General features: G+C 73.7%; 22 protein-coding genes. 14 read left to right on the top strand and 8 right to left on the bottom strand.

Going from position 1 to position 24,739, the window contains the following annotated elements; translation table 11 throughout:
- Positions 1–4 precede the first annotated feature (4 nt).
- The 6 genes from PKE85_RS02650 (at position 5) to PKE85_RS02625 (ending at position 8,462) form a co-directional block, all read left to right on the top strand.
- Positions 5–766: a CbtA family protein gene (locus tag PKE85_RS02650; protein ID WP_271203242.1), complete on the top strand. Its 762-nt coding sequence runs from the start codon at positions 5–7 to the stop codon at positions 764–766.
- On the top strand, positions 763–1,296 hold the full coding sequence (gene cobU, locus PKE85_RS02645; protein WP_271203241.1) for a bifunctional adenosylcobinamide kinase/adenosylcobinamide-phosphate guanylyltransferase: 534 nt from the start codon (positions 763–765) through the stop codon (positions 1,294–1,296). The genes PKE85_RS02650 and cobU overlap by 4 nt, the downstream gene beginning before the upstream one ends.
- A complete protein-coding gene (gene cobW / locus PKE85_RS02640) occupies positions 1,293–2,333 on the top strand; it encodes a cobalamin biosynthesis protein CobW (protein WP_271203240.1) in 1,041 nt (346 codons plus the stop codon). The genes cobU and cobW overlap by 4 nt, the downstream gene beginning before the upstream one ends.
- Positions 2,334–2,422: 89 nt before the next feature.
- Positions 2,423–6,361, top strand: coding sequence for a cobaltochelatase subunit CobN (cobN, locus tag PKE85_RS02635; protein WP_271203239.1), 3,939 nt, complete (start codon positions 2,423–2,425; stop codon positions 6,359–6,361).
- A 17-nt stretch (positions 6,362–6,378) separates the two neighbouring features.
- Positions 6,379–6,981 (top strand): cob(I)yrinic acid a,c-diamide adenosyltransferase, encoded by a 603-nt coding sequence (gene cobO / locus PKE85_RS02630; protein WP_271203238.1) that lies wholly within the window; start codon positions 6,379–6,381, stop codon positions 6,979–6,981.
- Between the two features lie 11 nt (positions 6,982–6,992).
- Positions 6,993–8,462 (top strand): cobyric acid synthase, encoded by a 1,470-nt coding sequence (locus PKE85_RS02625; protein ID WP_271203237.1) that lies wholly within the window; start codon positions 6,993–6,995, stop codon positions 8,460–8,462.
- A gap of 10 nt (positions 8,463–8,472) precedes the next feature.
- Here the strand turns inward: PKE85_RS02625 and cbiB are convergent, their stop codons facing one another.
- Both cbiB and cobD read right to left on the bottom strand, forming a co-directional pair.
- The gene (gene cbiB, locus PKE85_RS02620) at positions 8,473–9,444 is read right to left on the bottom strand and encodes an adenosylcobinamide-phosphate synthase CbiB (RefSeq protein ID WP_271203236.1); all 972 of its coding nucleotides are present in this window, start codon (positions 9,442–9,444) and stop codon (positions 8,473–8,475) included.
- A 6-nt stretch (positions 9,445–9,450) separates the two neighbouring features.
- Positions 9,451–10,437, bottom strand: a complete 987-nt coding sequence (gene cobD, locus PKE85_RS02615; protein WP_271203235.1) for a threonine-phosphate decarboxylase CobD — start codon at positions 10,435–10,437, stop codon at positions 9,451–9,453.
- A 110-nt stretch (positions 10,438–10,547) separates the two neighbouring features.
- Between cobD and PKE85_RS02610 the strand changes: the two genes are divergently transcribed.
- Positions 10,548–10,949 (top strand): DUF1636 family protein, encoded by a 402-nt coding sequence (locus PKE85_RS02610; RefSeq protein WP_271203234.1) that lies wholly within the window; start codon positions 10,548–10,550, stop codon positions 10,947–10,949.
- Positions 10,950–10,958: 9 nt separating this feature from the next.
- Here the strand turns inward: PKE85_RS02610 and PKE85_RS02605 are convergent, their stop codons facing one another.
- A complete protein-coding gene (locus PKE85_RS02605; RefSeq protein ID WP_271203233.1) occupies positions 10,959–12,260 on the bottom strand; it encodes a cobyrinic acid a,c-diamide synthase CobB in 1,302 nt (433 codons plus the stop codon).
- Complete coding sequence (gene cobA / locus PKE85_RS02600) at positions 12,257–13,096, bottom strand: uroporphyrinogen-III C-methyltransferase (RefSeq protein WP_271203232.1); 840 nt, start codon at positions 13,094–13,096, stop codon at positions 12,257–12,259. The genes PKE85_RS02605 and cobA overlap by 4 nt, the downstream gene beginning before the upstream one ends.
- A gap of 92 nt (positions 13,097–13,188) precedes the next feature.
- Here cobA and PKE85_RS02595 point away from each other — a divergent pair, with 92 nt between their 5' ends.
- The 5 genes from PKE85_RS02595 to PKE85_RS02575 all read left to right on the top strand — a co-directional run bounded on the left by PKE85_RS02595 (position 13,189) and on the right by PKE85_RS02575 (position 18,449).
- A complete protein-coding gene (locus tag PKE85_RS02595) occupies positions 13,189–13,977 on the top strand; it encodes a cobalt-precorrin-6A reductase (RefSeq protein WP_271203231.1) in 789 nt (262 codons plus the stop codon).
- 36 nt (positions 13,978–14,013) lie between these two features.
- Positions 14,014–15,243, top strand: a complete 1,230-nt coding sequence (gene cbiE, locus PKE85_RS02590) for a precorrin-6y C5,15-methyltransferase (decarboxylating) subunit CbiE (protein WP_271203230.1) — start codon at positions 14,014–14,016, stop codon at positions 15,241–15,243.
- On the top strand, positions 15,240–16,001 hold the full coding sequence (gene cobM / locus PKE85_RS02585; protein ID WP_271203229.1) for a precorrin-4 C(11)-methyltransferase: 762 nt from the start codon (positions 15,240–15,242) through the stop codon (positions 15,999–16,001). Before cbiE ends, cobM begins: the two co-directional genes overlap by 4 nt.
- A gap of 103 nt (positions 16,002–16,104) precedes the next feature.
- Positions 16,105–18,057, top strand: coding sequence for a calcium-binding protein (locus PKE85_RS02580; RefSeq protein ID WP_271203228.1), 1,953 nt, complete (start codon positions 16,105–16,107; stop codon positions 18,055–18,057).
- A 131-nt stretch (positions 18,058–18,188) separates the two neighbouring features.
- Positions 18,189–18,449, top strand: coding sequence for a PepSY domain-containing protein (locus PKE85_RS02575; RefSeq protein WP_271203227.1), 261 nt, complete (start codon positions 18,189–18,191; stop codon positions 18,447–18,449).
- A gap of 19 nt (positions 18,450–18,468) precedes the next feature.
- Here the strand turns inward: PKE85_RS02575 and cobJ are convergent, their stop codons facing one another.
- From cobJ to cobG, 4 genes are all read right to left on the bottom strand, one after another.
- Positions 18,469–20,118 (bottom strand): precorrin-3B C(17)-methyltransferase, encoded by a 1,650-nt coding sequence (gene cobJ / locus PKE85_RS02570; protein WP_271203226.1) that lies wholly within the window; start codon positions 20,116–20,118, stop codon positions 18,469–18,471.
- Positions 20,115–20,840 carry a precorrin-2 C(20)-methyltransferase gene (locus PKE85_RS02565; RefSeq protein WP_271203225.1) on the bottom strand — a complete coding sequence of 242 codons (726 nt, stop codon included), beginning with the start codon at positions 20,838–20,840 and terminating at the stop codon, positions 20,115–20,117. Before PKE85_RS02565 ends, cobJ begins: the two co-directional genes overlap by 4 nt.
- Entirely contained in the window at positions 20,837–21,460 is a 624-nt protein-coding gene (locus tag PKE85_RS02560; RefSeq protein ID WP_271203224.1) for a precorrin-8X methylmutase, read from the bottom strand. The genes PKE85_RS02565 and PKE85_RS02560 overlap by 4 nt, the downstream gene beginning before the upstream one ends.
- A gap of 81 nt (positions 21,461–21,541) precedes the next feature.
- The gene (gene cobG / locus PKE85_RS02555; protein WP_271203223.1) at positions 21,542–22,801 is read right to left on the bottom strand and encodes a precorrin-3B synthase; all 1,260 of its coding nucleotides are present in this window, start codon (positions 22,799–22,801) and stop codon (positions 21,542–21,544) included.
- A gap of 273 nt (positions 22,802–23,074) precedes the next feature.
- On the opposite strand from cobG, the gene PKE85_RS02550 reads away from it, so the two are divergent.
- On the top strand, positions 23,075–23,296 hold the full coding sequence (locus PKE85_RS02550) for a hypothetical protein (RefSeq protein ID WP_271203222.1): 222 nt from the start codon (positions 23,075–23,077) through the stop codon (positions 23,294–23,296).
- Positions 23,293–24,672, top strand: coding sequence for an amidase (locus PKE85_RS02545; RefSeq protein ID WP_271203221.1), 1,380 nt, complete (start codon positions 23,293–23,295; stop codon positions 24,670–24,672). Before PKE85_RS02550 ends, PKE85_RS02545 begins: the two co-directional genes overlap by 4 nt.
- Positions 24,673–24,739 lie beyond the last annotated feature (67 nt).

Raw genomic sequence — 24,739 nt, 5'->3', positions numbered from 1 at the left:
CATCGTGAACCTTTTCCGCACCATCGTTCTGGTGGCGGCGCTGGTGGGGCTCGGCTCCGGCCTGGTGCTGACCATCGTCCAGCATTTCAGCGTCCAGCCGCTGATCGTGCAGGCCGAAGTCTTCGAGTCCCAGAGGACCGAGGCCGAGGCGCCCAAGCCGCATGACCATGAGGCCGCCGGCGAACACGACCATCTCGCCGCCGCCAAGGCCGATCTCGCCGCGCAGGAGGCCCATGAGGCCGCCCACGCCCATGACGCCGACGCCTGGGAGCCCGCCGACGGCGTGGAGCGCTTCGGCTGGACCGTCGTCGCCAACGTGCTGAGCGCGGTCGGCTTCGCGCTGCTGCTCGTGTCCGCGAGCGAGCTCAAGGGCGGGCTGACCTCCTGGCGCGAGGGCCTGTTGTGGGGCCTCGCCGGCTTCGCCGCCTTCACGCTCGCGCCCTCCGTGGGCCTGCCGCCCGAGGCGCCCGGCGTCACCGGCGCCGCGCTGGAGGCCCGGCAGATCTGGTGGATCGGCACGGTCGCCGCCACTGCGCTTGGGCTGGCGCTGATCGCCTTCGGCCGCTCGCCCGTGCTCGCGATCCTCGCCGTGGCGCTGATCGCCGCCCCCCACGTCATCGGCGCGCCCCACGCCGCGGAGGCCCCGGCCATCCCGCGCAAGCTGGAGCACGACTTCGTGGTCGCGGTGATCGTGACCGGCTTCGTGTTCTGGGCAGCGCTCGGGGCGCTCGCCGGCGCGCTGCGCCCGCGTTTCGGCGGGGCGTGACCGGCCGGCTGTCGCTCGTCCTCGGCGGCGCGCGCTCGGGCAAGAGCCGCTTCGCCGAGGGTCTCGCCGCGTCTCACGGCCTCGACCTCGTCTATGTGGCGACGGCCGAGGCCTACGACGACGAGATGCGCGACCGCATCGCCCGCCACCGGGCCGACCGCGCCGACCGAAACTGGCGCACCGTGGACGCGCCGCTGGCGCTCGCCGACGCTCTTGCGGCGGAGGCCGCGCCGGGCCGCGCGGTGCTGGTGGACTGCCTCACGCTCTGGCTCAGCAACGTGATGCTGGCCGATCTTGACGTGGAGCGTGAAGCCGACCGACTGCTCGCGGCGCTCGCCGCGGCGCGGGGTCCGGTCGTTCTGGTCTCCAACGAAGTGGGCTACGGCGTCGTGCCCGACAACGCGCTGGCCCGCGCGTTCCGCGATCATCAGGGCCGGCTGAACCAGCGCGTGGCGGCGGTCTCGGACCGCGTGACGCTGGTGGCGGCCGGCCTGCCTCTCGATCTCAAGCTCCCGAAGGAGCCCGCATGACCGCCCCCCACAAGATCCCCGCCACCGTCGTCACCGGCTTCCTCGGCGCCGGCAAGACCACGCTGATCCGTCACCTGCTTCAGAACGCCGGCGGCCGGAAGATCGCGCTGATCGTCAACGAGTTCGGCGACGTGGGCATCGACGGCGAGGTGCTGAAGGCCTGCGGCAGCGAGGCCTGCCGCGAGGAGGACATCGTCGAGCTCGCCAACGGCTGCATCTGCTGCACCGTCGCCGACGACTTCATCCCCACCATGGAGAAGATCCTTGCCCGGGCGGAGGCGCCGGACCACATCGTGATCGAGACCTCGGGCCTCGCGCTGCCCCAGCCGCTGGTGCGCGCCTTCCGCTGGCCGGAGATCGCGACCCGCGTGACGGTGGACGGCGTCGTCACCGTAGTGGACGGCCCCGCGGTGCGCGACGGCCGCTTCGCCCATGACGAAGCGGCGGTGGCCGCCCAGCGCGCCGCCGATCCCAACCTCGACCACGAGGACCCGATCGAGGAGCTGTTCGAGGATCAGCTCCGCGCCGCGGACCTGATCCTGATCCACAAGGCCGACCAGCTTGCGGCCGGCGAGGCGGACGCCGTGAAGGCGCAGGTGCTGGAGCACGCGAGCGAGGGCGTGCGGGTGGTCTCCGCCGCGAACGGCGACATCTCCGCCGACGTGCTGCTCGGCATCGCCTCCGGCGTCGAGGACAAGATCGACGGCCGCCCCACCACCCACGAGATGGAGGGCGAGGTCCAGCACGACCACGACGACTTCGTGAGCTTCATCGCCGAGACGCCCGAGGCCGCCGACGCCGCCGAGCTGGAGGCGCGGGTGCGCAAGGTGCTCGACGCCCACGACGTGCTGCGCCTGAAGGGCTTCGCGCCCGTGGCGGACAAGGCGGCGCGGCTGGTGGTGCAGGCGGTCGGGACCCGCGTGGACGCCTATTTCGACCGTCCGTGGAAGGACGGCGAAGCCCGCCGCGGCCGTCTGGTGGTGATCGCCGAAAAGGGCGTGGACGAGGCCGCGATCAAGGCCGCGCTCAAGGGCTGAGGCGGACCATCGCCGTCATGCGCGGCGCATGCCGGGCATGACGGAGTGAGAGGCGGCTACCCGGTTCAAGACCAAGGACGCTCGAACGCATGCATCTTCTGAAGGCGCAGGGACAGCCGATCGGCGACGGGACGGAGGCGGTCGATCTCGACCTGTCGCCGGCCGACGTGGTGATCGTCTCCGCCGCCGACACGGAGATCGCGGGCCTCGCCCGGGCGCATGCGGCGCTGGACGCGGGCGCGCCGACGCTCCGGCTCGCGAGCCTGCTGAAGCTGCGCCACAACATGTCGGTGGACCTGTTTCTGGAGAAGACGGTCGCCCGCTCGAAGCTGGTGGCGCTGCGGCTGCTGGGCGGCGCGGCCTACTGGCCCTACGGCGTCGAGGAGGCGGTCCGCATCGCGAAGCGCCACGGCGTGAAGCTCGCGGTCATGCCCGGCTGCCACAACGCCGATCCGGAGCTGATCGCCCGCTCCACGGTGCCGCCGGCCGAGGCGGAGACGCTGTGGCGGCTGCTTTCGGAAGGCGGGCCGGACAACCTCGCCGCCGCGCTCCGGACCTGCGCGCGCTGGCTCGAGGGCGCGCCCGCCGACGCCGCCCCCATCCCGACGCCGCCGGCCGGGCTCTATTATCCGGGCCTGACGGCGCCGGACCTCGACGCCGTCCGCGCCCGCTGGCCGGACGGCGCGGCCGCGGCCCCGATCGTGTTCTACCGGGCGCAGTTTCAGGCGGGCGACGTCGCGGCCATCGACGCGCTCGTCGACGCGCTCGCTCAACGCGGGCTCGGGCCCCTGCCGATCTTCGTCTCGTCGCTGAAGGAGGCCGCGGCCGCGGACTTCGTGCGCCAGACCTTCGCGGCGGCGCGCCCCGCCGTGGTGCTGAACGCCACCGCCTTCGCGGTCTCGAAACCCGGCGCGGCCTGGGCGGGCTCGCCGCTCGATTCCGCCGATGCTCCGGTGTTGCAGGTGGCGCTCGCCGGCATGGACCGGGCGACGTGGGAGGCCTCGCCCCGGGGCCTCGGCGCCCGCGACCTCGCCATGACGGTGGCGCTGCCGGAGATCGACGGCCGCATCTTCACCCGCGCCATCGGCTTCAAGACCGCCGGCCGGTTCGACCCCGCCACCGAAACCGAGATCGTCGCCTTCGAGGCGGCGGAGGACCGCGTCGCCTTCGTAGCCGATCTCGCCGCCAACTGGGCCGCCTTGCGGGCGACGCCGCGGGAGAAGCGCAAGGTGGCGCTGATCCTCGCCAACTACCCGACCGGAACCGCCCGGCTCGCCAACGGCGTCGGCCTGGACACGCCCGAAAGCGCCGCCGTCCTGCTCGGCGCGCTCAGGGACGCGGGCTACAGGACGGACAGCGCGCCGGACAGCGGCGCAGAGGTGGTGGCCGAGATGACGGCGGCGCTGACCTCGCCGACCGCGCCGGACGGCGCCGCCGCTCACCTCCCCCTCGCCGACTACGCCGCCTTTCTCGCCGCCCTGCCCGCCGCCGTGCGGGAGAAGATCGTCGCCCGCTGGGGCGCGCCCGAGGCCGATCCCGGCTTCGACGCGCGGGCCGGCGGCTTCCGGCTGGCGGCGCGGGCTTACGGAAACGTCGTTCTCGGCGTGCAGCCGTCGCGCGGCTTCGATCTCGACCCCAAGGCCGCCCATCACGATCCCGACCTGCCGCCGCCCCACGGCCATCTCGCCTTCTACGTCTGGCTCAGGAAGGCGTTCGGCGTTCAGGCGGTCGTGCATGTGGGCAAGCACGGCAATCTGGAGTGGCTGCCGGGCAAGGCGCTGGCGCTGTCGGCGGAATGCGGGCCGGAGGTGGCGCTCGGCCCCCTGCCCCATGTCTACCCCTTCATCGTCAACGACCCCGGCGAGGGCGCCGCGGCCAAACGCCGGGCCTCGGCGGTCATCGTCGACCATCTGACGCCGCCGCTGGCGCGCGCGGAGGGAACCGCCGCGCTGCGCGAGGTGGAGACGCTGGTGGACGAATACGCCGAAGCGCAGGGGCTCGACCCGCGCCGGGCGGCGACGCTGGGCAAGGAGATCCTCGCCCGCGCCGCGAGCCTCGGTCTCGACCGCGACTGTGGCTTCTCCATCGCCGACGATCCCGACGACGCCCTGACCAAGCTCGACGCCTTCCTGTGCGAGGTGAAGGAGCTGCAGGTGCGCAACGGCCTGCATGTGTTCGGCCGCTCGCCCGTGGGCGCGAAGCGGGCGGAGCTGCTGGCGGCGCTGGTGCGGAGCCCCCGCGGGCCGCGCCCCGAGGACGCCTCGCTGACGCGGGCGCTCGCCGCCGACCTGAACCTCGACGGCTTCGACCCGCTCAACGCCGACCTCGCCGCCCGCTGGGACGGCCCGCGCCCGGCCGCGCTGGCGGAGGTCTCCGCCGATCCGTGGCGCACGGCCGGCGACACGCTGGAGCGGCTGGAGCTTCTGGCGCTCCGGCTGGTGCAGGCGGCGGCGGAGACGCTTCAACCGTCATGCCCGGCGAAGCCGGGCATCCACGATTTCCTTGCGCGGTCGCCTTCGCCGGCCGAAGTCGTGGATGCCCGAGACAGGCTCGGGCATGACGGCGTAGGTCTGAGCGCATACCCCGCCGCCTCCGCCGTGCTGCGGGAGCTGCGCGAGGTGGTGGCCCCGCGGGTGGACGCCTCGGGCGCCGCCGAGATCGACGGGTTCCTGCGGGCGCTGGACGGCCGCTTCGTGGCGCCCGGTCCCTCCGGCGCGCCCACCCGCGCCCGGCTCGACGCCCTGCCCACGGGGCGGAACTTCTTCGCGCTTGATCCCCGCTCCGCCCCCACCGAAGCCGCGTGGCGGCTCGGGCGCGCCGCCGCGGACACGCTGTGCCGCCGGCACTATCAGGACCACGGCGAATGGCCGAAGCGGCTGGCGCTCTCCGCCTGGGGGACCGCCAACATGCGCACCGGCGGCGACGACATCGCCCAGGCTCTGGCCCTGCTCGGCGTCGCGCCGCAATGGGAGGCGGGCTCGTCGCGGGTGGTTGGCCTCGTCCCGCTGACGCTCGCCGAACTGAAGCGCCCGCGGGTGGACGTGCTGTTCCGCATCTCGGGCTTCTTCCGCGACGCCTTCCCGTTCCAGATCGACCTGATCGACGAGGCGGTGCGGCTCGTGGGCGCGCTGCCCGAGGACGACGAGTCGAACCCCGTCGCCGCCCGGCTGAAGGCGGAGGCGGAAGCCGGCCGCGCCGGCCACAGCGTGTTCGGCGCGCGGCCCGGCGCCTATGGGACGGGGCTTGCGCCGCTGCTGGATCAGGGCGCGTGGGAGACCCGCGACGATCTCGGCCGCGCCTACCTCGCCGCCAGCGGCTTCGCCTACGCGCAAGGGGTGGAAGGCGCGCCGGACCGGGCCGCGCTGGAGGCCATGGCCCGGAACGTGGACGGCGTGGTGCAGACCCAGGACGCCCGCGAGTTCGACCTGCTGGACTCGGACGACGTGCACGAGTTCGCCGGCGGCCTATCCGCCGCCATCGAGGCGCTGCGGGGCTCGGCGCCCGCGCTCTATCATCTCGACACCTCGCGCATGGAGACGCCGGTCGTCCGCACGCTCAAGGACGAGATCGCGCTGGTCATGCGCGCCCGCGCCACGAACCCCAAATGGATCGCCGCCATGCGGGAGCACGGCCACAAGGGCGCGGCGGAGATGCTGGCGACGGTGACCAACCTCGCCGGCTTCGCCGCCACCACGGACGCTGTGGGCAGCCACCAGTTCGACGCGCTCTACGACGCCTATCTCGGCGACGAGGCCACCCGCGGCTTCATCGCGGAGGCGAACCCCGCGGCGCTCGCGGCCATGGCCCGCGCCTTCCTCGACGCCGAACGCCGCGGCTTCTGGCGGCCGACGCGCAACAGCGCCCGCGGCGAGCTGGAGTCGCTGGCGGACGCCCCGGCGCACCTCTCCCCGGCGGGGAGAGGTCGGCCCGAAGGGCCGGGTGAGGGGGAGCCGCCTCACCCGGAAACCGCCCATCCCCCTCACCCGCTCGGCTTCGCCTCGCGACCTCTCCCCGCCGGGGAGAGGTAAGGACAAGGACCGATCCCATGACCGAAGACGCCGCCCGCTACGCGGAGAAGATGAAGAAGCGCAAGGAGCATCAGGACAAGATCGTCGCCGAGCGGCAGGTGGAGAAGGGCCTGCTGATCGTCCACACCGGCAAGGGCAAGGGCAAGTCCACCGCCGCCTTCGGCATGGCCATGCGCGCCATCGCCCATGGGCAGAAGGTGGGCGTGGTGCAGTTCATCAAGGGCCCGTGGGAGAGCGGCGAGCGCGACCTGCTGCGGACGTTCCCGGATCAGGTGGAGGTCCACGCCATGGGCGAGGGCTTCACCTGGGAGACCCAGGACCGGGAGCGCGACATCCGCGCCGCGCGCGAGGCGTGGGAGATGTCCAAGCGCTTCATCGCCGATCCCGCGATCAGGCTGGTGATCCTGGACGAACTGAACATCGTGCTGCGCTACGACTATCTCGACCTCGCGGAGGTGCTGTCCGTCCTCGCCGCCCGGCCGGAAGGGACCCACGTGGTCGTCACCGGCCGCAACGCCAAGGACGAACTGATCGAGCAGGCCGACCTCGTCACCGAGATGACGCAGGTGAAGCACCCGTTCCGCGACGGCGTGAAGGCGCAGGCGGGCATCGAGTTCTGAAAGCCGCCGTCATGCCTTCGACCCCCGCCGTCATGTTCCAGGGCACCGGCTCCAACGTCGGCAAGTCGCTGATCGTGGCGGGCCTGTGCCGGCTGTTCGCGCGGCGGGGGCTGAAGGTCGCGCCGTTCAAGCCGCAGAACATGTCGAACAACGCCGCCGTCACCGCCGACGGCGGCGAGATCGGCCGGGCGCAGGCGCTGCAGGCCCGCGCCTGCGGGATCGAGCCCTCCGTCCACATGAACCCGGTGCTGCTGAAGCCCGAGAGCGAGACCGGCTCGCAGGTGGTGGTGCAGGGCAAGCGGCTCGGCTCCTATCGCGGCCGGGCCTACTGGGACCTGAAGCCGGACCTGATGCCGGCGGTGCTCGACAGCTTCGCGCGGGTGTCGGAGGGGGCCGATCTGGTGCTGGTGGAGGGCGCCGGCAGCGCGGCGGAGGCGAACCTGCGCGCCGGCGACATCGCCAACATGGGCTTCGCCGCCGCGGCCGACGTGCCCGTGGCGCTGATCGGCGACATCGACCGCGGCGGCGTGATCGCCACGCTCGTGGGCACGCAGGCGCTGCTGTCGGACGATGACAACCGCCTGATCAAAGCCTTTCTTATCAACCGCTTCCGGGGTGATCCTCGCCTGTTCAATGAAGGGATGCGCATCATCTCGGAGCGCACCGGCTGGCCCTCGCTCGGGATCGCGCCCTGGTTCGCGGATGCGGGCCGGCTGCCGGCGGAGGACTCCGAAGATCTCGCCTCCCGCGCCGGGCGGCGCGACGGCGTCGTCCGGATCGCGGTTCCCGTGCTGCCGCGCATCGCCAATTTCGACGACCTCGATCCGCTCCGGCTCGAACCTTCCGTGGCGCTCACGCTGCTGGAACATGGCGCGCCGCTGCCGCCGGAAACCGATCTGGTGCTGATCCCCGGCTCCAAGGCCACCATCGCGGACCTCGCCGCCCTGCGGGCCTTCGGCTGGGACGCGGACATCCGCGCCCATGCGCGCCGCGGCGGGCGGGTGCTGGGCCTCTGCGGCGGCTACCAGATGCTCGGCCGCGTCATCGCCGACCCGGACGGGGTGGAAGGCCCGCCCGCGCGGGTGGAGGGCCTCGGGCTGCTGGACGTGGAGACCACGCTCGGCGCCCACAAGCGCCTCGCCCGCGTCGCCGGGCGGCACCGGGCGAGCGGCGAGACGGTGGAGGCCTACGAGATCCACATGGGCCGCACCGAGGGGCCGGACACGGCCCGGGCGCCGTTCGACGTGGAGGGGCTGCCCGAAGGCGCCGCCTCGCCGGACGGGCGGGTGACGGGGGCCTATCTCCACGGCGTGTTCGCGGCGGACGGCTTCCGCCGGGCCTATCTCGCGGGCTTCGGCGTCACGGACGCGGGCTTCCGCTACGAGGCGACGGTGGACGCCACGCTGGACGCGCTCGCCGACCATCTGGCCGCCCATCTCGACGTGGAGCGCCTGCTGGCGATCGCCCGCACCGGGGTCTGAAGGACGAGGCTCAGGCCGAGACCAGCAGCCAGACCGCCGCCACCGCCACTGCGCCCAGCAGACACGCGGCGCGGAACAGGGCGAGCGCGCGGGAGATGTCCTCCATCCGCGCCGGCCCGCCGCCCGCGTTCATGTAGGGATCGTCCACCTTCACGCCGGCATAGACGCGGGGTCCCGCCAGCGCGAGGCCGAGCGCGCCGCCCATGGCCGCCTCCGGCCAGCCGGCGTTGGGCGAGGCGTGACGGGGCGCGTCCCGCAGCATGGCCCGCCACGCCTCCCGCCACGGCCGCCCCGTGAGCAGCGCGGCCAGCACGATCAGCGCGCCAGACAGCCGCGCAGGGGCGAGGTTCACCCAGTCGTCGAAGCGGGCGGAGGCCCAGCCGAAGGCGCGATGCCGCTCGGAATTGTGGCCGATCATGCTGTCGGCGGTGTTGATGGCCTTGTAGGCGATCAGGCCCGGCAGGCCGAGCGCCACGCCCCAGACCATGGGGGCGATCACGCCGTCGGCGAAGTTCTCGGCGCAGGATTCGATCGCCGCGCGGGCGACGCCGGCCTCGTCCAGCCGCTTCGGGTCGCGCCCCACGATCATGGACACCGCGGTCCGGGCCGCCTCGAGCCCGCCCGCGCGCCACGCCTTCAGCACGGCCGACACATGGCGGTGCAGGCTGTTCTGGGCCAGGAAGACGCTGGCGATCGCGCCCTCGATCAGCACGCCATAGGGCAGGCCCCGCAGCGACCAGCTGATGGCGACGCCCACCGCGAAGGCCGAAACCACCAGCGCGACCAGCGTCCACACGCCCCGGCGCCGGCGCACGGCCTCGTCCAGCTCCAGCCGGTTGAAGCGCGCGTCGGCCCAGCCGATGGCGCGGCCGATGAGCGCCACCGGATGGGCGAAGCGGCGCCACACCGCGTCGGGGTCGCCCACCACGGCGTCGATGAGCAGGGCGATCAGGATGACCGCGGCGTTGTGGGCGAGATCCATGGCCCGTCAGACGGCGGCGCGCAGCGCGGTCGCGAAGCGTTCGTAGGCCTCGTCGCCGCCGGGCAGGCCGAAGCGCAGCTCGTCCGCCCGCTCGTCAAAGCGGCGGGTCCACACGCCGGCGCGGGCCAGCGCCGCATGGATTTCGGGCGCGCGCGCGTGGCGGGCGGTGCGGAACAGGTCGGTGCCGCCGATGATGGTGAAGCCGCACGCGCCGAGCAGGTCGTCGAGCCGCATGGCCTCCACCGACAGGCGCAGCCGCATGCTGGAGATCCACGCCTCGTCGCCAAGCGCCGCGGCGCCCGCCTCCAGCGCCGGGCCGGACACCGGCCAGGGCCCGAGCTCGGCGGCGAGCTCGGTCACCATCTCCTCGTCGCCGGCGGCGAAGCCGAGCCGCACGCCCGGCAGGCCGAAGAACTTGCCGAAGGAACGCAGCACGATCGCCTTGCGGCCGTTCAGCCGGCCCCCGAAGCTCACGTCCGGGTTGGCGTCCGCGAAAGCCTCGTCGATCACCAGCAGCCCGTCGCGCGCCGCGAGTTCGTCGGCGACCTTGGCCAGCGCCTTGGGCGAGGCGATGCGGCCGGTGGGGTTGTTGGGGTTCACCACCACCACCACGTCCGGCTGGCCGATCTCGCCCAGCGTCTTGGCCTCGCGCACCTCGTGGCCGGCCCGCGCCCACTGGAAGGCGTGCTCGCCATAGGTCGGGCCGAGCACCACCACGGTCTTGCGGAACCGGAGGTACGGCAGAAGCTGGATCATGGCCTGGGAGCCGGGCCCGGCGCAGACCGGCGTGTCGTCGGCCCAGCCATAGGCCTTGCGGGCGGCGGCGAGCAGCCGGTCCAGCGCCGCCTTCTGGGGCAGGCGCGTCAGGCTTTCGGATGAAAACGGCGGGAGCTGGTATGCGTAGGGGTTGACGCCGGTGGAGAGGTCGAGCCAGCCCTTCGGCGGAACGCCGAACGCCGCGCCCGCCTCCGCGAGATCGCCCCCATGCCGCATGCCGTCTGTCTCCCCTTCAGCGCTCACACTTTGGGCAGAATCCGGCCAAGGTCAAATCGGTCCGGCGCCTGCGGTTCGCGGTCCCTGACGGCGCGCGGAGCGCCGGCGGCGTGAGCGGGAAAGCCGTCACCGTCACGGTCTGCCGCACCTGCCGGCCCGAGGGCGCGCCGCGCGAAGGCGAGCCGGAGGGCGCCCGCCTCGCCCGCGCCGCGGCGCAGGCGCTCGCGGGCGAAGACGCCGAGGTGAACGCCATCGCCTGCCTGTCGGCCTGCGCGCGCGGCTGCGCGGCGACGGTCGCGGCGGATGGCAAGTTCGCCTATGTCATCGGCGGCCTGACGGCGGATGACGCGGCGGACCTCGCCGCCTTCGCCCGCGCCCATGCGGAAAGCGCCGACGGCGTGCCACCCTGGCGGGCCCGCCCGGAAAAGGTGCGCAAGAACACCGTGGCGCGCCTGCCGCCGCCGGGCCGCGCCCACGCGCTGGTGGAGCCGCCCCCGCCCGAGGAGGCCTGACGCCGCCGTTCAGCCGCCGTCGATGACGTGCAGGAACGAGCCGGACACCGTTCCCTGAACCAGCCCGCGGGTTCCGCCGCCGTCGAGCGCGAACAGCGGCGCGCCCTCCTCCGACAGCGTGGCGGCGTAGTGGAACTCGTGGGCGCGGTAGTGGGCGCCCTTTGGGCCGAGCGGTCCCGGCGCCGCGAGCCGCGCATGGGCGTAGCCGAGATGCAGACGGCGGGCGGCGAAGGAGGTTTCGAGCCTGAGCAGGCCCAGCATGGCGTGGCGGACGCCGTCGGCGTCCACCAGCCCGTCGCCCAGCGTCATGTAGCCGCCGCACTCGCCATAGACCACGGCGCCGCGCTCCACCGCGTCGCGCATGCCTCGCGCGAAGCGGGAGGCGGAGGCGAGCCGGCCGGCGTGAAGCTCCGGATAGCCGCCGGGCAGATAGACCGCGTCAGCGCTCTCGTCCGGCACTTGGTCGGCGAGCGGCGAGAACGGGACGATCTCCGCGCCCGCCTCCCGCCAGGCAAGCAGGAGATGCGGATAGGCGAAGCGGAACGCCACGTCGTCCGCCACCGCGATGCGGGAGCCGAGCGGCGGCGCGACCGGGGGCGTGGCGCGGGTCCCTCCCCAGGCGATCGGGCGGGCGAGCGCCTTCAGCGCCGCAAGGTCGATATGGTCGGCGGCCGCCCGGGCCGCCGTGGCGATGAAGCTTTCCAGATCGCCATGCTCCTCCGCCTGCACGAGACCGAGATGGCGCGACGGCGTTTTCAGCTCCGCACGGCGCGGCAGCGCGCCGAGCACCGGCACGCCAGCCTCCGCGCAGCCGTCGCGGGCGAGCTGTTCGTGGCGCGGGCTCGCGACCCGGTTCAGGATCACGCCCGCCACCTCCACATCGGGATCGCGGCGGCGGAAGCCGTCGGCGAGCGCGCCGACCGACTGCGCCATGCCGCCCACATCCACCACCAGAACCACCGGAACCCCGAGCGTCTTCGCCACCTCGCCGGCGCCGCCATGGCCTTCGACGCCGGGCTCGGCCGCATGATCGAACAGGCCCATGACGCCCTCGACCACCATCAGCTCCGCGCCCGTGGAGGCCTCGGCCGCGAGCGAAAGCAGCCGCTCCCGGCGCATGGCCCAGCCATCGAGGTTGAAGCAGGGGCGGCCGCTGGCGGCGGCGTGGAAGCGGGGATCGATGTAGTCCGGCCCGATCTTGGCGGAGGCGACGGCGAGCCCGGCGTCGCGGAAGGCGCGCAGCAGGCCGAGCGTCACCGTGGTCTTGCCCTGCCCGCTCGCGGGCGCGGCGACGACGAAGGCGGGCGTCATGCGGACGCCGCGCCGGAGAAGCCCGCCGCCTCCAGCACCGGCGCCAGCGCCACCACGCCGCCGACCACGATCAGGACCGGCGGCTCCAGCGCCTCCACGTCGGCGCGCAGCGCCAGCCGGCCGAGCGTGGTGCGCACGACCCTCTGCCGCGGCGTGGTCGCCTGCGACACGATCGCGGCCGGCTCGTCCGCCGGGCGCCCCGCCGCCATCAGCTTCGCCGCGATCACCTCCATCAGGCGGAAGCCCATATAGATGACGAGCACGGGCGAGGCCGCCGACAGCGCCGCCCAGTCGAGCCGCGCCGACAGCGCGCCGGAGGCGTCGTGGGCGGTGAGGAAGGTGACGGACTGGTTCACGTCGCGATGGGTGACGGGGATGCCCGCCGCGGCGAGCCCGCCGATGCCGGCGGTGATTCCCGGCGCGACCCGGAACGGCACGCCGGCGGCCGCCAGCCCCTGCGCCTCCTCCGCGCCGCGCCCGAACACGTAAGGGTCGCCGCCCTTCAGCCGCAGCACGCGCTTGCCCGCCCGCGCCGCCGCGATCAGCCGCGCGGTGATCTCGGACTGCTTGGGCGAAGGGCACCCCGCCCGTTTGCCCACGAACGCCCGCTCCGCCTCGGGCCGCGCCAGATCCAGCACGTCCTCGTTGACGAGCGCGTCGTAGAAGACGACATCGGCCTGCGCGAGGCCCCACACGGTCTGCAGCGTGAGCAGGCCGAGGTCTCCGGGCCCTGCGCCCGCCAGCCAGACGGTTCCGGGCGTGAACGCCGGCATCATCCGGGACAGGGCCGGAGACAGGCCCACGGGGGCGAGGGAGGACGAGGCGTGATCGGGCATGAGCGACATCGCGCGGACCATGGCGCGTCGCACGGCGCCGCACAATCCCGTGACGGCTCGTCGCTTCGGATAAGCCCCATGGACCGCAGACCATGACCGGCGCCGCCCCGTCCGCGCTGGTGCTGGGCGGCTCGTCGGAGGGCTTCGCGGTCGCCGCGCGGCTCCATGCGCTCGGCTTCGACGTGGTCACCTCCTTCGCCGGGCGCACCGAACGGCGGCGGACGCCTGAGGGCCGGACGCGCGTCGGCGGCTTCGGCGGCGTGGAGGGCCTCGCCGCCTATCTCATGACGGAGCGGCCGCTCTGCGTGATCGACGCCACCCACCCCTTCGCCGCCCGCATGAAGGCCAACGCGGCTGAGGCCTGCCGACGGACGGGGACGCCGCTGACCCACGTGGAGCGCCCCGCCTGGACGCCCCGGCCGGGCGACGACTGGCGCCCCGCCGCCGACGTGGCTGAGGCCGCGGCCCTCATCCCGGCGACGGACGGCCCCTGCCTCGTCACCGTGGGCCGGCAGGAGCTGGCGCCGTTCGCGACCCGCACGGACGTGGCTCTGCTGCTGCGCATGATCGACCCGCTGGAGGCGCCCTTCCCCCACCCGCGCGCGACCATCGTGCTGGACCGCGGCCCCTTCGGCCTCGACGCCGAGCGCCGGCTGTTCGACGCCCATGGCGTCGCCTCGGTGGTGGCGAAGAACAGCGGCGGCGACGCGGCGCGGGCGAAACTCGACGCGGCGCGGGAACGGGGCCTCCCCGTGGTGATGATCGGGCGTCCGCCCCGTCCTGCAGGCCAAACCGTCCCGACGCCGGACGCCGCCGCGGCGTGGGCCGCGCGCCTCGTCGCCGAACGCGGCGCTCGCCTTCGCGGCCCCGGCGCCCCATAGCAGGCGCTGCGATCCCCAATCCCGAGACGCCCGCGCATGTCCCTCCCCGCCGGTTCCCAGCCCTGGCTCAGCGTGATCGGCGTGACCGAGGACGGCGCGCTCGGGCCTCAGGCGCTCGACGCGCTCGCGGGCGCCGCCCATGTGGTCGGCGGCGCGCGGCATCTGGCGCTGGCCGAAAACGTGATTCCGCCAAGCGCCGAACGCCACGCCTGGCCCTCCCCCATGCTGCCCTTCGTCGACGTGGTGCTGGGCTGGCGCGGCGCGCCGACCGTGGTTCTCGCCAGCGGCGACCCCCTGCTCTACGGCGTCGGCGCCACCTTCCGCGCCCGGCTGCCCGCGGAGGAGATGCGCGTGCTCCCCGCCGTCTCCGCCTTCCAGCTCGCCTGCGCCGCCATGCTGTGGCCCATGGCCGACACGACCCTGATCACCGCCTGCGGCCGGCCGGTGGAGAGCCTTGCGGCCGAACTGTTCGACGGCGCGCGGGTCGTCCTGTTCTCCGCCGACGGCGCCACCCCCGCCGCCGCCGCCCGCCTGCTGGCGGCGCACGGCTTCGGCGGCAGCCGCGTGACCGTGCTGGAGCGGCTCGGCGGCGCGGACGCGGCGGCGCACGTCGCCACCGCCGACGCCCTCGGCGACCGCCGCTTCGACGCGCTCAACACGGTGGCGATCGAACTCGTCGCCGGGCCTGACGCGCGGATTCTGTCCCGCATTCCCGGCCTGCCGGACGACGCGTTCCAGAACGACGGCCAGATCACCCGGCGGGAGATCCGCGCGCTCACCCTCGCCCGGCTTGCGCCGACCCCCGGCGCGCTGCTGTGGGACGTGGGCGCAGGCTCCGGCTCGATCGGGATCGAGTGGATGCGCGCCGCCCCGCGCGCCCGCGCCATCGGGCTCGAGCCCCGCGCCGACCGGGCGGCCCGCGCCCGCCTGAACGCCGCGCGGCTCGGGACGCCGGGCCTGCGGATCGTGGAGGCGTCCGCGCCCGCCGGCTTCGAGGGCCTGCCGGCGCCGGACGCGGTGTTCCTCGGCGGCGGCGCCACGGCGGAGGGCGCGATGGAGCAGGCCTTCGCGGCGCTGAAGCCCGGCGGCCGGCTGGTAGCCAACGCCGTGACGCTGGAGACCGAGGCCCGCATCACCGCCTTCTGGCGGCTCCATGGCGGCGACCTGACCCGGCTGCAGATCGCCAACGCCGATCCGGTCGGCCGCATGACCGGCTGGCGTCCCGCCATGCCCGTCACCCAATACGCGCTGGAGAAGCCGCGATGACGGTGCATTTCATCGGCGCCGGGCCGGGCGACCCGGACCTGATCACCGTGCGCGGCCGCGACCTGATCGCCCGCTGCCCGGTCTGCCTCTACGCCGGCTCGCTGGTGCCGAAGGCGGTGGTGGCCTATGCGCCCGAGGGCGCGCGGGTGATCGACACGGCTTCGCTCAATCTCGATCAGATCGTCGCCGAGATGGAGGCGGCCCATGCGGCCGGGCTCGACGTGGCGCGGGTGCATTCGGGCGACCCCTCGATCTACGGCGCCACCGCCGAGCAGTTCGCGGCGCTGGAGGCCCGGGGCATCCCGTTCGAGATCACGCCCGGCGTGCCGGCCTTCGCCGCCGCAGCCGCGCGGCTGAAGGTGGAGCTGACCGTGCCGGACGTGGCCCAGACCGTCGTGCTGTCCCGCCTGTCGGGCCGCGCCTCCGCCATGCCGCCCGCCGAGACGCTGGAGGCGGTCGCGGCCTCGCGCGGGACGCTGGCGCTGCATCTCGCCGCGAAGCAGCTTCCCCGCATCGTGGCGGAACTCACGCCGCTCTACGGCGCGGACTGCCCCGTGGCGGTGGTGGCCCGCGCCACCTGGCCGGACGAGGTCATCGTGCGCGGCGCGCTTGGGGACATCGTGGAGCGGGCGGCCCCCTTCGGCGTGGAGCGCACGGCGCTGGTCATGGTCGGCCCCGCGCTTGCGGGCTGCGGCGCCACGACCAGCGCGCTCTACGCCGCAGATCACGTCCGCCACCTGAAACCCGGCGAGCGGTAGCCTTTCCAACGTTCGGCGATGCGCGTTTCTACGGATTGACCGGGGAGAGGTTCGGAAACGCTAATCCCGCCGTCGGGCGACGTCGCCCGTCGGGGGATATGCAATGGCTTATTTTTACGGTCAGATCGGCGTCAAGAACACCTTCACGGGCGGTCTCGAGAACGACTACGCCTATGGACAGGACCTCGCCGACACCTACTCGGGCGGCTTCGGCGCGGACACGCTGACGGGCGAAGGCGGCGCCGACATCCTCAAGGGCGACAAGGGCAACGACACCCTGAGCGGCGGCGCCGGGAACGACTATCTCGACGGCGGTTCGGGCAATGACACCCTCACCGGCGGCGCCGGGGCCGACAAGATCTTCGGCGGCACGGGCGACGACGTCGTCAACGTCGGCGGCGTCTCCGACATGATCGGCGACGTGGTGGACGGCGGCGTGCTGAACGGCGTGGACCGCACCGGCGTCGACACCCTGATCGCCGACTTCACCGGCCGCACCGCCGCCCTCGCCTTCACCGGCGCCGACCCGACCGTGAAGACCGCCATCAAGGGCGCGTTCACCTACAGCGGGTTCGAGAAATTCACCATCACGGGCGGCTCCGGCGCCGACAAGATCACCGGCGCCCTGCTCGAAGACACCCTCCGCGGCGGCGGCGGCGCCGACCAGCTGTTCGGCAAGGAAAGCAACGACATCCTTTATGGCGACGCCGGGTTGGACAAGCTCTACGGCGGGGTGGGCAGCGACCTGATCTACGGCGGAACCGAGAACGATTTGCTCTATGGCGGCGACGGCAACGACACCCTCAACGGCGACGCGGGCCTGGACAAGCTCTACGGCGAGAAGGGCGCGGACACGCTGAACGGCGGCGAAGGCGCGGACACGCTCGACGGCGGCGCGGACAACGACCTGGTCGGCGGCGGGGCCGGGATCGACATCGTCAAGGGCGGCGCCGGCGACGACCGCATCAGCGGCGGCGACGTGTTCTACGGCTACGGCTACGACACCGGCCTCGACAAGGACAATCTGGACGGCGGCGCCGGCGACGACATCGTCACCGTGGGGCGCAACGACATCGCGGCCGGCGGAACCGGCGTCGACACCGCGCAGCTGAACTTCGAGCTGTCCGCCGTCGGCGAGGTCCTCGCCTTCTCGTCCAAGGCCATCACGCTCAAGGCCGGGGCCAAGATCAGCGGCTTCGAGGTGCTCGACTTCCGCGGCGGAACGGGCGCCGACAGGGTGGCGGCCGGCGCGCTGGGCGACACGCTGAACGGCGGCGGCGGAAACGACAGCCTCAAGGGCATGGGCGGCGCCGACGTGCTCACCGGCGGCCTCGGCGACGATCTGCTTTACGGCGGCGACGGCATCGACGTGCTCTACGACGACGACGGCAAGGACACGCTGGACGGCGGCGCCGGCGACGATGCGTTCTACCTGATCAGCAACTGGAACGTCGCGCCCCAGGCGGACACGTATATCGGCGGCCTTGGCGTCGATAAGGCGTTCATCAACGGCTCCGTATCGGCGGTTCTCGATCTGGCGGACGCCAAGAAGAACGATGGCATTCTGCTCGGCGACAAGTTTTCGGGCATCGAGCAGTTCACGCTCACCTATGTGGACGACGAAGCCTATGGCGACGCCTCCGCCAACTTCTTCTTCGGCGCCGACGGCGACGACATCCTGGACGGCCGCGCCGGCGCCGACCTGCTTCAGGGCGGCGCCGGCGCCGACGTGCTGACGGGCGGGACCGGGGCGGACGTGTTCGACTACACCGAATACGCCTTCCAGCAGTGGCGCGGCGACGTCATCACCGACTTCTCGACCGCGCAGGGCGACAAGATTTCGCTCGGCTACTGGTTCGGCGCGAAGAGCGCGACCTCCTTCACCTTGGGGAAAGAGGCGACCACGGCCAAGGTGTCGCTGTTCTTCGACGCCGACACCCACAGGCTCTGGTACGATCAGGACGGCACTGGCACGCAGTACAGCAAGATGCTGTTCGCGACGCTCGAGGACGTGACGACGCTGTCGATCAACGACTTCCTGTTCACCGTCGCCTGACCACGGCTCGACGGCCGGACATCCGCTCCGCCGTTCGCGCCAAGCTGACGGCTCCCTGACACGCTGCGTCAGGGAGCCGTCTGTGCGTCTGCGCCATAGATCGCGTCATCCCGAAACCACAGGAGACGCCCATGCGCATCGCCCCGAACGCCCTTCTCGCCGCCGCTTTCGTCCTCGTCGCCGGCGCCGCCCAAGCCGACTCGGTCGGACCGGACTGGATCACCATGGAGCAGGCCGCAAAGAAGGCGCGCGACGCCGGTTACACCGCGATCTTCAAGATCGAGGCCGACGACGGCCATTGGGAGGTCACGGGCCTGCGCGACGGCCGTCGCGTGGAGGCGGACATTCATCCGACCACCGGCGCTCTGTCCAACGAGCGGCCTGACGACTGACGCGGGACCCCTGCGAGGGTCACACGCCGGGATAGGTTCTCGGCGTGTAGACCCAGACCCGCCCGTCGCCGCGGGTGAAAGCGCGGGTCTGGGACGAGCCGACGATCACCAGCGCGCGCATGTCGACCAGCTCCGGGTCGAGTTCGCCCAGCGTGGTGATGATGGTCTCCTCCCCGGCCCGCCCGACGCTGCGGGCGAGCGCCACCACGGTGTCGGGCGCGCGCACGCTGCGCAGGATCTCCAGCGCCTCGCCGATGCGCTCGCGCCGCAGCTTGGAGGCCGGATTGTAGAGCGCGAGCGCGAAATCCACCTCCGCCGCCGCCTTCAGCCGGGCCGCGATCACAGGCCACGGCTTGAGGTAGTGCGACAGCGACATCACCGCGAAATCATGGCCGAGCGGGGCGCCGAGCCGCGCCGCCGCCGCCTGCATGGCGGACAGGCCCGGCAGCACCTCCACCGCGACCCCCGGCCAGCGCGCCGGATCGGCGTCGAGCGCCTCCATCACCGCCGCCGCCATGCCGAACACGCCCGCGTCGCCCGAGGACAGCACGGCCACGTTCCGCCCCTGCGCGGCGAGGCTGAGCGCGGCCTGCGCCCGCTCCAGCTCCACCCGGTTGTCCGAGCCGTGGCGGCGCTGGCCCGGCCGCTCCGGCGCCATGGCGAGATAGGGCTCGTAACCCACCAGATCGGTGGCGCGGTCGAGCGCGGCGGCCGCCTCCGGCGTGCGCCAGCCGTCGAGCCCCGGCCCGAGGCCGATCACCGTCACATGGCCGAGCGGACGCCCCACCTCGCCCGCCGCGGCGGGCGCCGGGCGGCGATGCACCCGAAGGCCCGGCGCGCGGTGGATCACGTCGCGATCGTCGAGCCGGCCTTCAATGATGCGCAGTTCGACGCCGCGGGCGGCGAGCGCGTCGGTCAGCCCGTGCTGCACCGGGGCGCCCTCGGGCGCGGTGGCGTAGGCGAGCGTCTCGGCGGCGAGGCCAAGCCCCTCCATCGCCCGGTCGAAGGCGTGCAGGGCGGCGAGCGCCGGGCGTTCGAACTCGGCCACGATCACCTGAGGGTGATACAGCAGCCCGCCCGCAGGCGGCGGCCCCGCCTCCGGCGCGACCCGAAGCACGATCCCGCCGTCCTCCGCCCACGGCAGGTCGGAGTCCCGCAGCCAGGGCGCGTCGCCCTCGACGCGGGCTTTCGCCCCGGCGAGCAGGTCCGAGGTGACGCGCTTGGCGTCGTCGGGGTTGGCGAGCCGCCAGCCGGGCGGCGGCGCCTCCAGCACCAGCCCGAAACGGCGGGCTCCGGCCCCGGTGATGGCCGCCTGTCCGCCGAGCGACGCGGCGACGCGGCGCGACAGAGCGTCCGCGCCGGTCAGGCCGCCGATCAGCGGGACCACCACCGCGCCATCGTCGGAGACCGCCAGCACCGGCGGCTCGGCGCGCTTGTCCGACAGCAGCGGCGCCACCAGCCGGATCAGGATGCCCGCGGCGCAGACGCCGAAGATCGGGCGGCCCGCGCGGAACGCCTCCGCCACCGCGGCGGCGGCGTCATCGAACGCGCCGTCCAGCCCCGTCACCCGCCCTTCGAGCCCGCAGGTCTCGCCGTCCACCGCGAGGGCCACCCGGCGCGCGGTCGCGGCGCCGGACACGTTGAAGGCGAAGACGATGGGCCGCGTCACGGAATCTCCCGTCCGGGAACGACGATGATGGAGAAGTAAGGCACGGTCGCCGGGTCCACGTCGACCGCACGAAGGGTGCGCTGCCGGTCCTGGCTGGCCCGCTCCACATAGAACGCGCGCTCCAGAACGCCGGCGGCGGCGAGCGCGTCGCGCACCTTGGCGAAGGTGCGCCCGAGCTTCATCACCACCGCGGCGTCCGCGGCCGCGAGCCGGCGCGTCAGCTCCTCCGCCGGCAGGATGCCGGGGATCACCGTCACCGTGTCGCGCCGGAGAACCAGCGGCACGCCGAGCGCGGCCGGGGCCGCCATCACCGAGGAGACGCCCGGCGTCACCGTGGTGTCGTAGCGGTCCTTGAGGCGGGAGTGCCAGTAGATGAACGAGCCGTAGAAGAACGGATCGCCCTCGCACAGCACGCAGACGTTGCGACCCTGATCCAGATGCGCCGCGATCTCCTCGGCGCTGGAATCGTAGAAGGCGCGCATCACCTGCGGGTAGGACGGCAGGTCCGCTTCGGGGCTGGCGGTGACCGGATAGACCAGCGGCAGCAGCTCCTGATCGGCGCGCAGATGCGGCCGGGCGGCGGAGAGCGCCACGCCGTTGCCAGCCCTGGCCGCCGGATAGGCGACCACGTCCGCCTCCTGGATCAGGCGCAGCGCCTTCAGCGTCAGCAGCTCCGGATCGCCCGGACCGACGCCCACGCCGGAGAGTTTGCCCGGCGTCATTCCTTGGGGTCCGCGGCGGCGTTGAGGGCGGCGACCGCCATGGCGCTGCCGCCGCGCCGGCCGAGCAGCGTGAGGAACGGGACGCCGCGGGGATCGCGCGCCAGCTCGTCCTTGGATTCGGCGGCCCCGATGAAGCCCACGGGCAGGCCGAAGATCGCGGCCGGCTTCGGCCAGCCGGCGTCCAGCCGCTCCAGCAGATGGAACAGCGTGGTCGGCGCGTTGCCGACCGCCACCACCGCGCCTTCGAGCCGCTCGCGCCACAGCTCCACTGCGGCGGCGGAGCGGGTGGTCCCGAGCTCCCGCGCCAAGTCCGGCGTGCGCGGATCGTCCAGCAGGCACAGCACCTCGTTGCCGGCCGGCAGGCGCGAGCGGGTGACGCCGGAGGCGACCATCTTGGCGTCGCACAGGATCGGCGCGCCCGCCCGCAGCGCGCCGCGGGCCGCGGCCACCACGTCGTCGCTGTAGCGCAGGTCGGCGGGCAGGTCCGTCATGCCGCAGGCGTGGATCATCCGCACGCAGACGCCCGCCACGTCGTCCGGCAGGCCCTCAAGCGCCGCCTCCGCCCGAATGGTCGCGAACGAGCGGCGGTAGATCTCCGCTCCGTCCTTCACATAGTCCATCAAAACCCGCCCAAACATCTCGCGACAGCCTTGTGACGGGGCGGGCTGCGGCTGGCAAGGCGATCTTTCGAGGAACTCCACTTAAGAGGCGCCGGGCATGGCCGACAGCAGGCTAAGGACGGCGGCGGGGTCGTCTCCGGCGCACCGCCCGAGCGCGCCGCCCGGCCGGCGGGGGGCGGCGTGAGCGTGCAACGCATAGCCGTCCCGGTCGCCGGCGCCGAGCAGCAGAAGATCGGCCGGCGCGGCCCCCGCGCAGCCCTTTGGGCAGGCGGAGATGTGCAGGCTGCGGGGCGTTTCGGGCGCAAGCTCCGGCCGGCGCGCGGCTTCCGCCAGCACGGCGAGCGCCAGCGCCTTGGCGGGCTCGCGGGCGCGGACGCAGGCCGGCGCGCCGGCGCAGGCCCGCACCCGAAGCCTGGCGGCGAGGTCCGGCGGCAGGAAGCCCACGCCTTGCGCCCGTTCGAGCGCGTCCGTGGCCCGAGCCTCGTCGAGATGGGGAATCACGATCGCCGACCACGGCGCGAGCCGCAGTTCGCCCTCGCCCTGCTCCGCCGCCTCCGCCGCGAAGCGCAGCATGGCGGCGGCCAACCGGCCCACAGGGACCGGGAGGATGGACGAGAACCGGCCGTCCGCCTGCGTCATGAGCCCGAAGACCGGACGCAGCGCCGCGGGCCATGGCGCGTCCGCAGGCGCGGCCGGCTGGCCGAGCCCCGCCTCCGCCAGCGCGCGGCGGAGGGCGGCGGCGTCGAGATCGCGGGCGCGGGCGTCCGGCCCGGCCTGCGCGGCGCGCTTCGCCAGCAGGACGCCTGCGGACGCGCCCTCCTCCGGCGCCACGCTGACGCCGAGCGGGACGCCGGCGAGCGCCAGACGCAGCCGCCCATCCATTGCAAGCAGCGCCACGTCGGACGCCACCGCCGCGACGCCGGAGGCGCCGCCGCCATCCAGCGCGAAGGCGAACTTCGGCGACAGCTCGCCGATCCAGTCCTGCGCGGTCAGCGCCCGGTCGAGGGCGGCGGCGACCGGCGTCAGGTCGGCGCTTTCGGTCGGGTCGAGCCCCGCCAGCGGGTCGAGCAGCACGTTGCGCCGCCGGTCCGCCGGGCCTTCCGCGTAGAGCCCGATCCGCCCCAGCGCCGAGGCCAGCGCAGGGCCGGCGTCGCGCTGAAGCCCGCGGATCTGAAGGTTGGCGCGGTTTGTGAGGTCGAGCGCGCCGGAGCCCAGCGTCTCCGCCAGCTCCGCCACGCTGCGGGCCTGATCGGCGCGCAGCCGCCCGCCGGGCGCGCGCAGCCGCGCCAGCCCGCCATCGGCCATTTCCGCGAGATGGGCGACGCCCGGACACTCCGCCATCGCTTGGTCGTCGCGCGCCGGCGGGCGAAACGCAAGCCTTCCGCCTCGCGGGACTGCGCGCGCTGGATCCCCGGCGGGTGCAAAGCGTTCAGACCGTCATGCCCGCGCGTGGTCCTCGGGCCTCCCCGAGTTGAACGTTCAACCTTTCGCTCGGCGAAAAGTCGTGGATATCCGGCTGCGCCGGGCATGACGCGCAAAACCGCTCCCGCGCAGACAACTTCCGTACGGAGTTTTAGCGTCTGCGAGGTCGTTCCTACTCAACCGAGTCGCGCCATGCCGGATCCCCGTGAGTCCTTCGACGTGTCCCCCGAAGCCGCCCGCGCCATGGCCGCGCTGTCGGGCGTCACGCTCGGCGACGGGGAGGCCCGCCGCGCGGCGCTTGCGGCCGTAAGCGCCGCGGTCGGAACCGCGGCCCTGCGCGATGGCCTGACGCTGGACGACGCGGCGGCGGGGTTCGACGTGCTGCGGGCGGCCTTGGGCGGATCGGAGCGATGACCGATCCCGCCTGGCTCACCTTGCGGGAGGCCGCGGCCGCCGTCCGCGACCGCCGCCTGTCCTCCCGGGAGCTGACCGAAGCCGTGCTCGCCCGCGCGCGCCGGCTGAACCCGCGGCTCAACGCCGTGATCAGCTTCGACGACGAGGACGCGCTCGCCGCCGCGGACCGCGCCGACGCCACGGCGCCGTCCGGGCCGCTGCACGGCGTGCCGCTGGCCCACAAGGACATGTTCCACCGCGCGGGCAAGGTCGTCACCTGCGGCTCGGCGCTGCGGCGCGGGTTCCGTCCGCCCGACGCCGCCCATGTGCTCGACCGGCTCGCGGGCGCCGGGGCGTTCCCGTGGGGCGCGCTGCACATGGTGGAGTTCGCCTTCGGCGTCACCGGGCACAACGCCGCCTTCGGCCCGGCGCGCAACCCGCACGATCCGTCCCGCATCACCGGGGGGTCGTCGTCGGGCTCGGGCGCGGCGGTGGCGGCGGGCCTCAGCTTCGCCTCGCTCGGCTCCGACACCGGCGGCTCGGTGCGGCTGCCGTCGCATTTCTGCGGCGTGACCGGACTGAAGACCAGCTTCGGCCTCGTCAGCCGCGCCGGCGCCATGCCGCTGTCCGCGAGCCTCGACACCATCGGCGCGCTCGCCCGCGACGCCGCGGACCTGCGCCTGCTGCTGCCGCTGATCGCGGGCGCCGACCCGCGCGATCCCGCGACGGGAGCGCCGTGGCGGAAAGACGCGCGCGCCGCGAAGGAGATGACGATCGGCGTGGCCGACGCCTTCTATGTCGAGGACCTGCACCCCGCCGTCGCCCGCGCCTGCGACGCGGCGATCGAGACCTTCCGGGCGCTCGGCGTGCGGGTGCGAACGGTTCGCCTGCCGGACCAGCGCGCCTTCAGCGCCGCGGCGGTGACGATCCTCGGCTCGGAGGCCGCAGCGCTCCACCGCAACGGCCTGCGCGACCACGCCGACCTCTACGGCCCCCAGACGCGCGCCCGCCTTCTGAACGGCTTCGCCTATCCCGCCGCGCTCTACGTCGACGCCCTGCGCGCCCGGGGACCAGGCCTTGCGGCCCAGATCGAGGCCATGGACGCCTGCGACGCGATTCTGGCCCCGACGGCGCCTTTCCCGGCGCCCGCTATCGCCGAGACCGACGTCGCGACCGGCGCCGAAGCGCTGATCGCGGACGTGTCCCGCTTCATGCGGCCCGTGAACTATCTCGGCCTGCCGGCGCTGGCCCTGCCCGCCGGGGCGTCCGACGCGGGCCTTCCTGTCGGCGTCCAGCTCATGGGCCGTCCCGGTCGGGACGACGCGCTGCTCACGCTCGGCGAGGCCTTTCAGGCGGCGACGGATCATCATCTCCGCCGACCACGAGACCCGACATAAGTCCTAAATCGTCGGGAACCGAAGGGGGCCGACGACGTTGTACGGCCCGAGGACGGAGATTTCCGCC

The sequence above is a fragment of the Methylopila jiangsuensis genome (genome assembly GCF_027922305.1).
GTDB lineage: Bacteria > Pseudomonadota > Alphaproteobacteria > Rhizobiales > Methylopilaceae > Methylopila > Methylopila jiangsuensis.
This window is presented reverse-complemented; position numbering and strand designations above follow the sequence as displayed.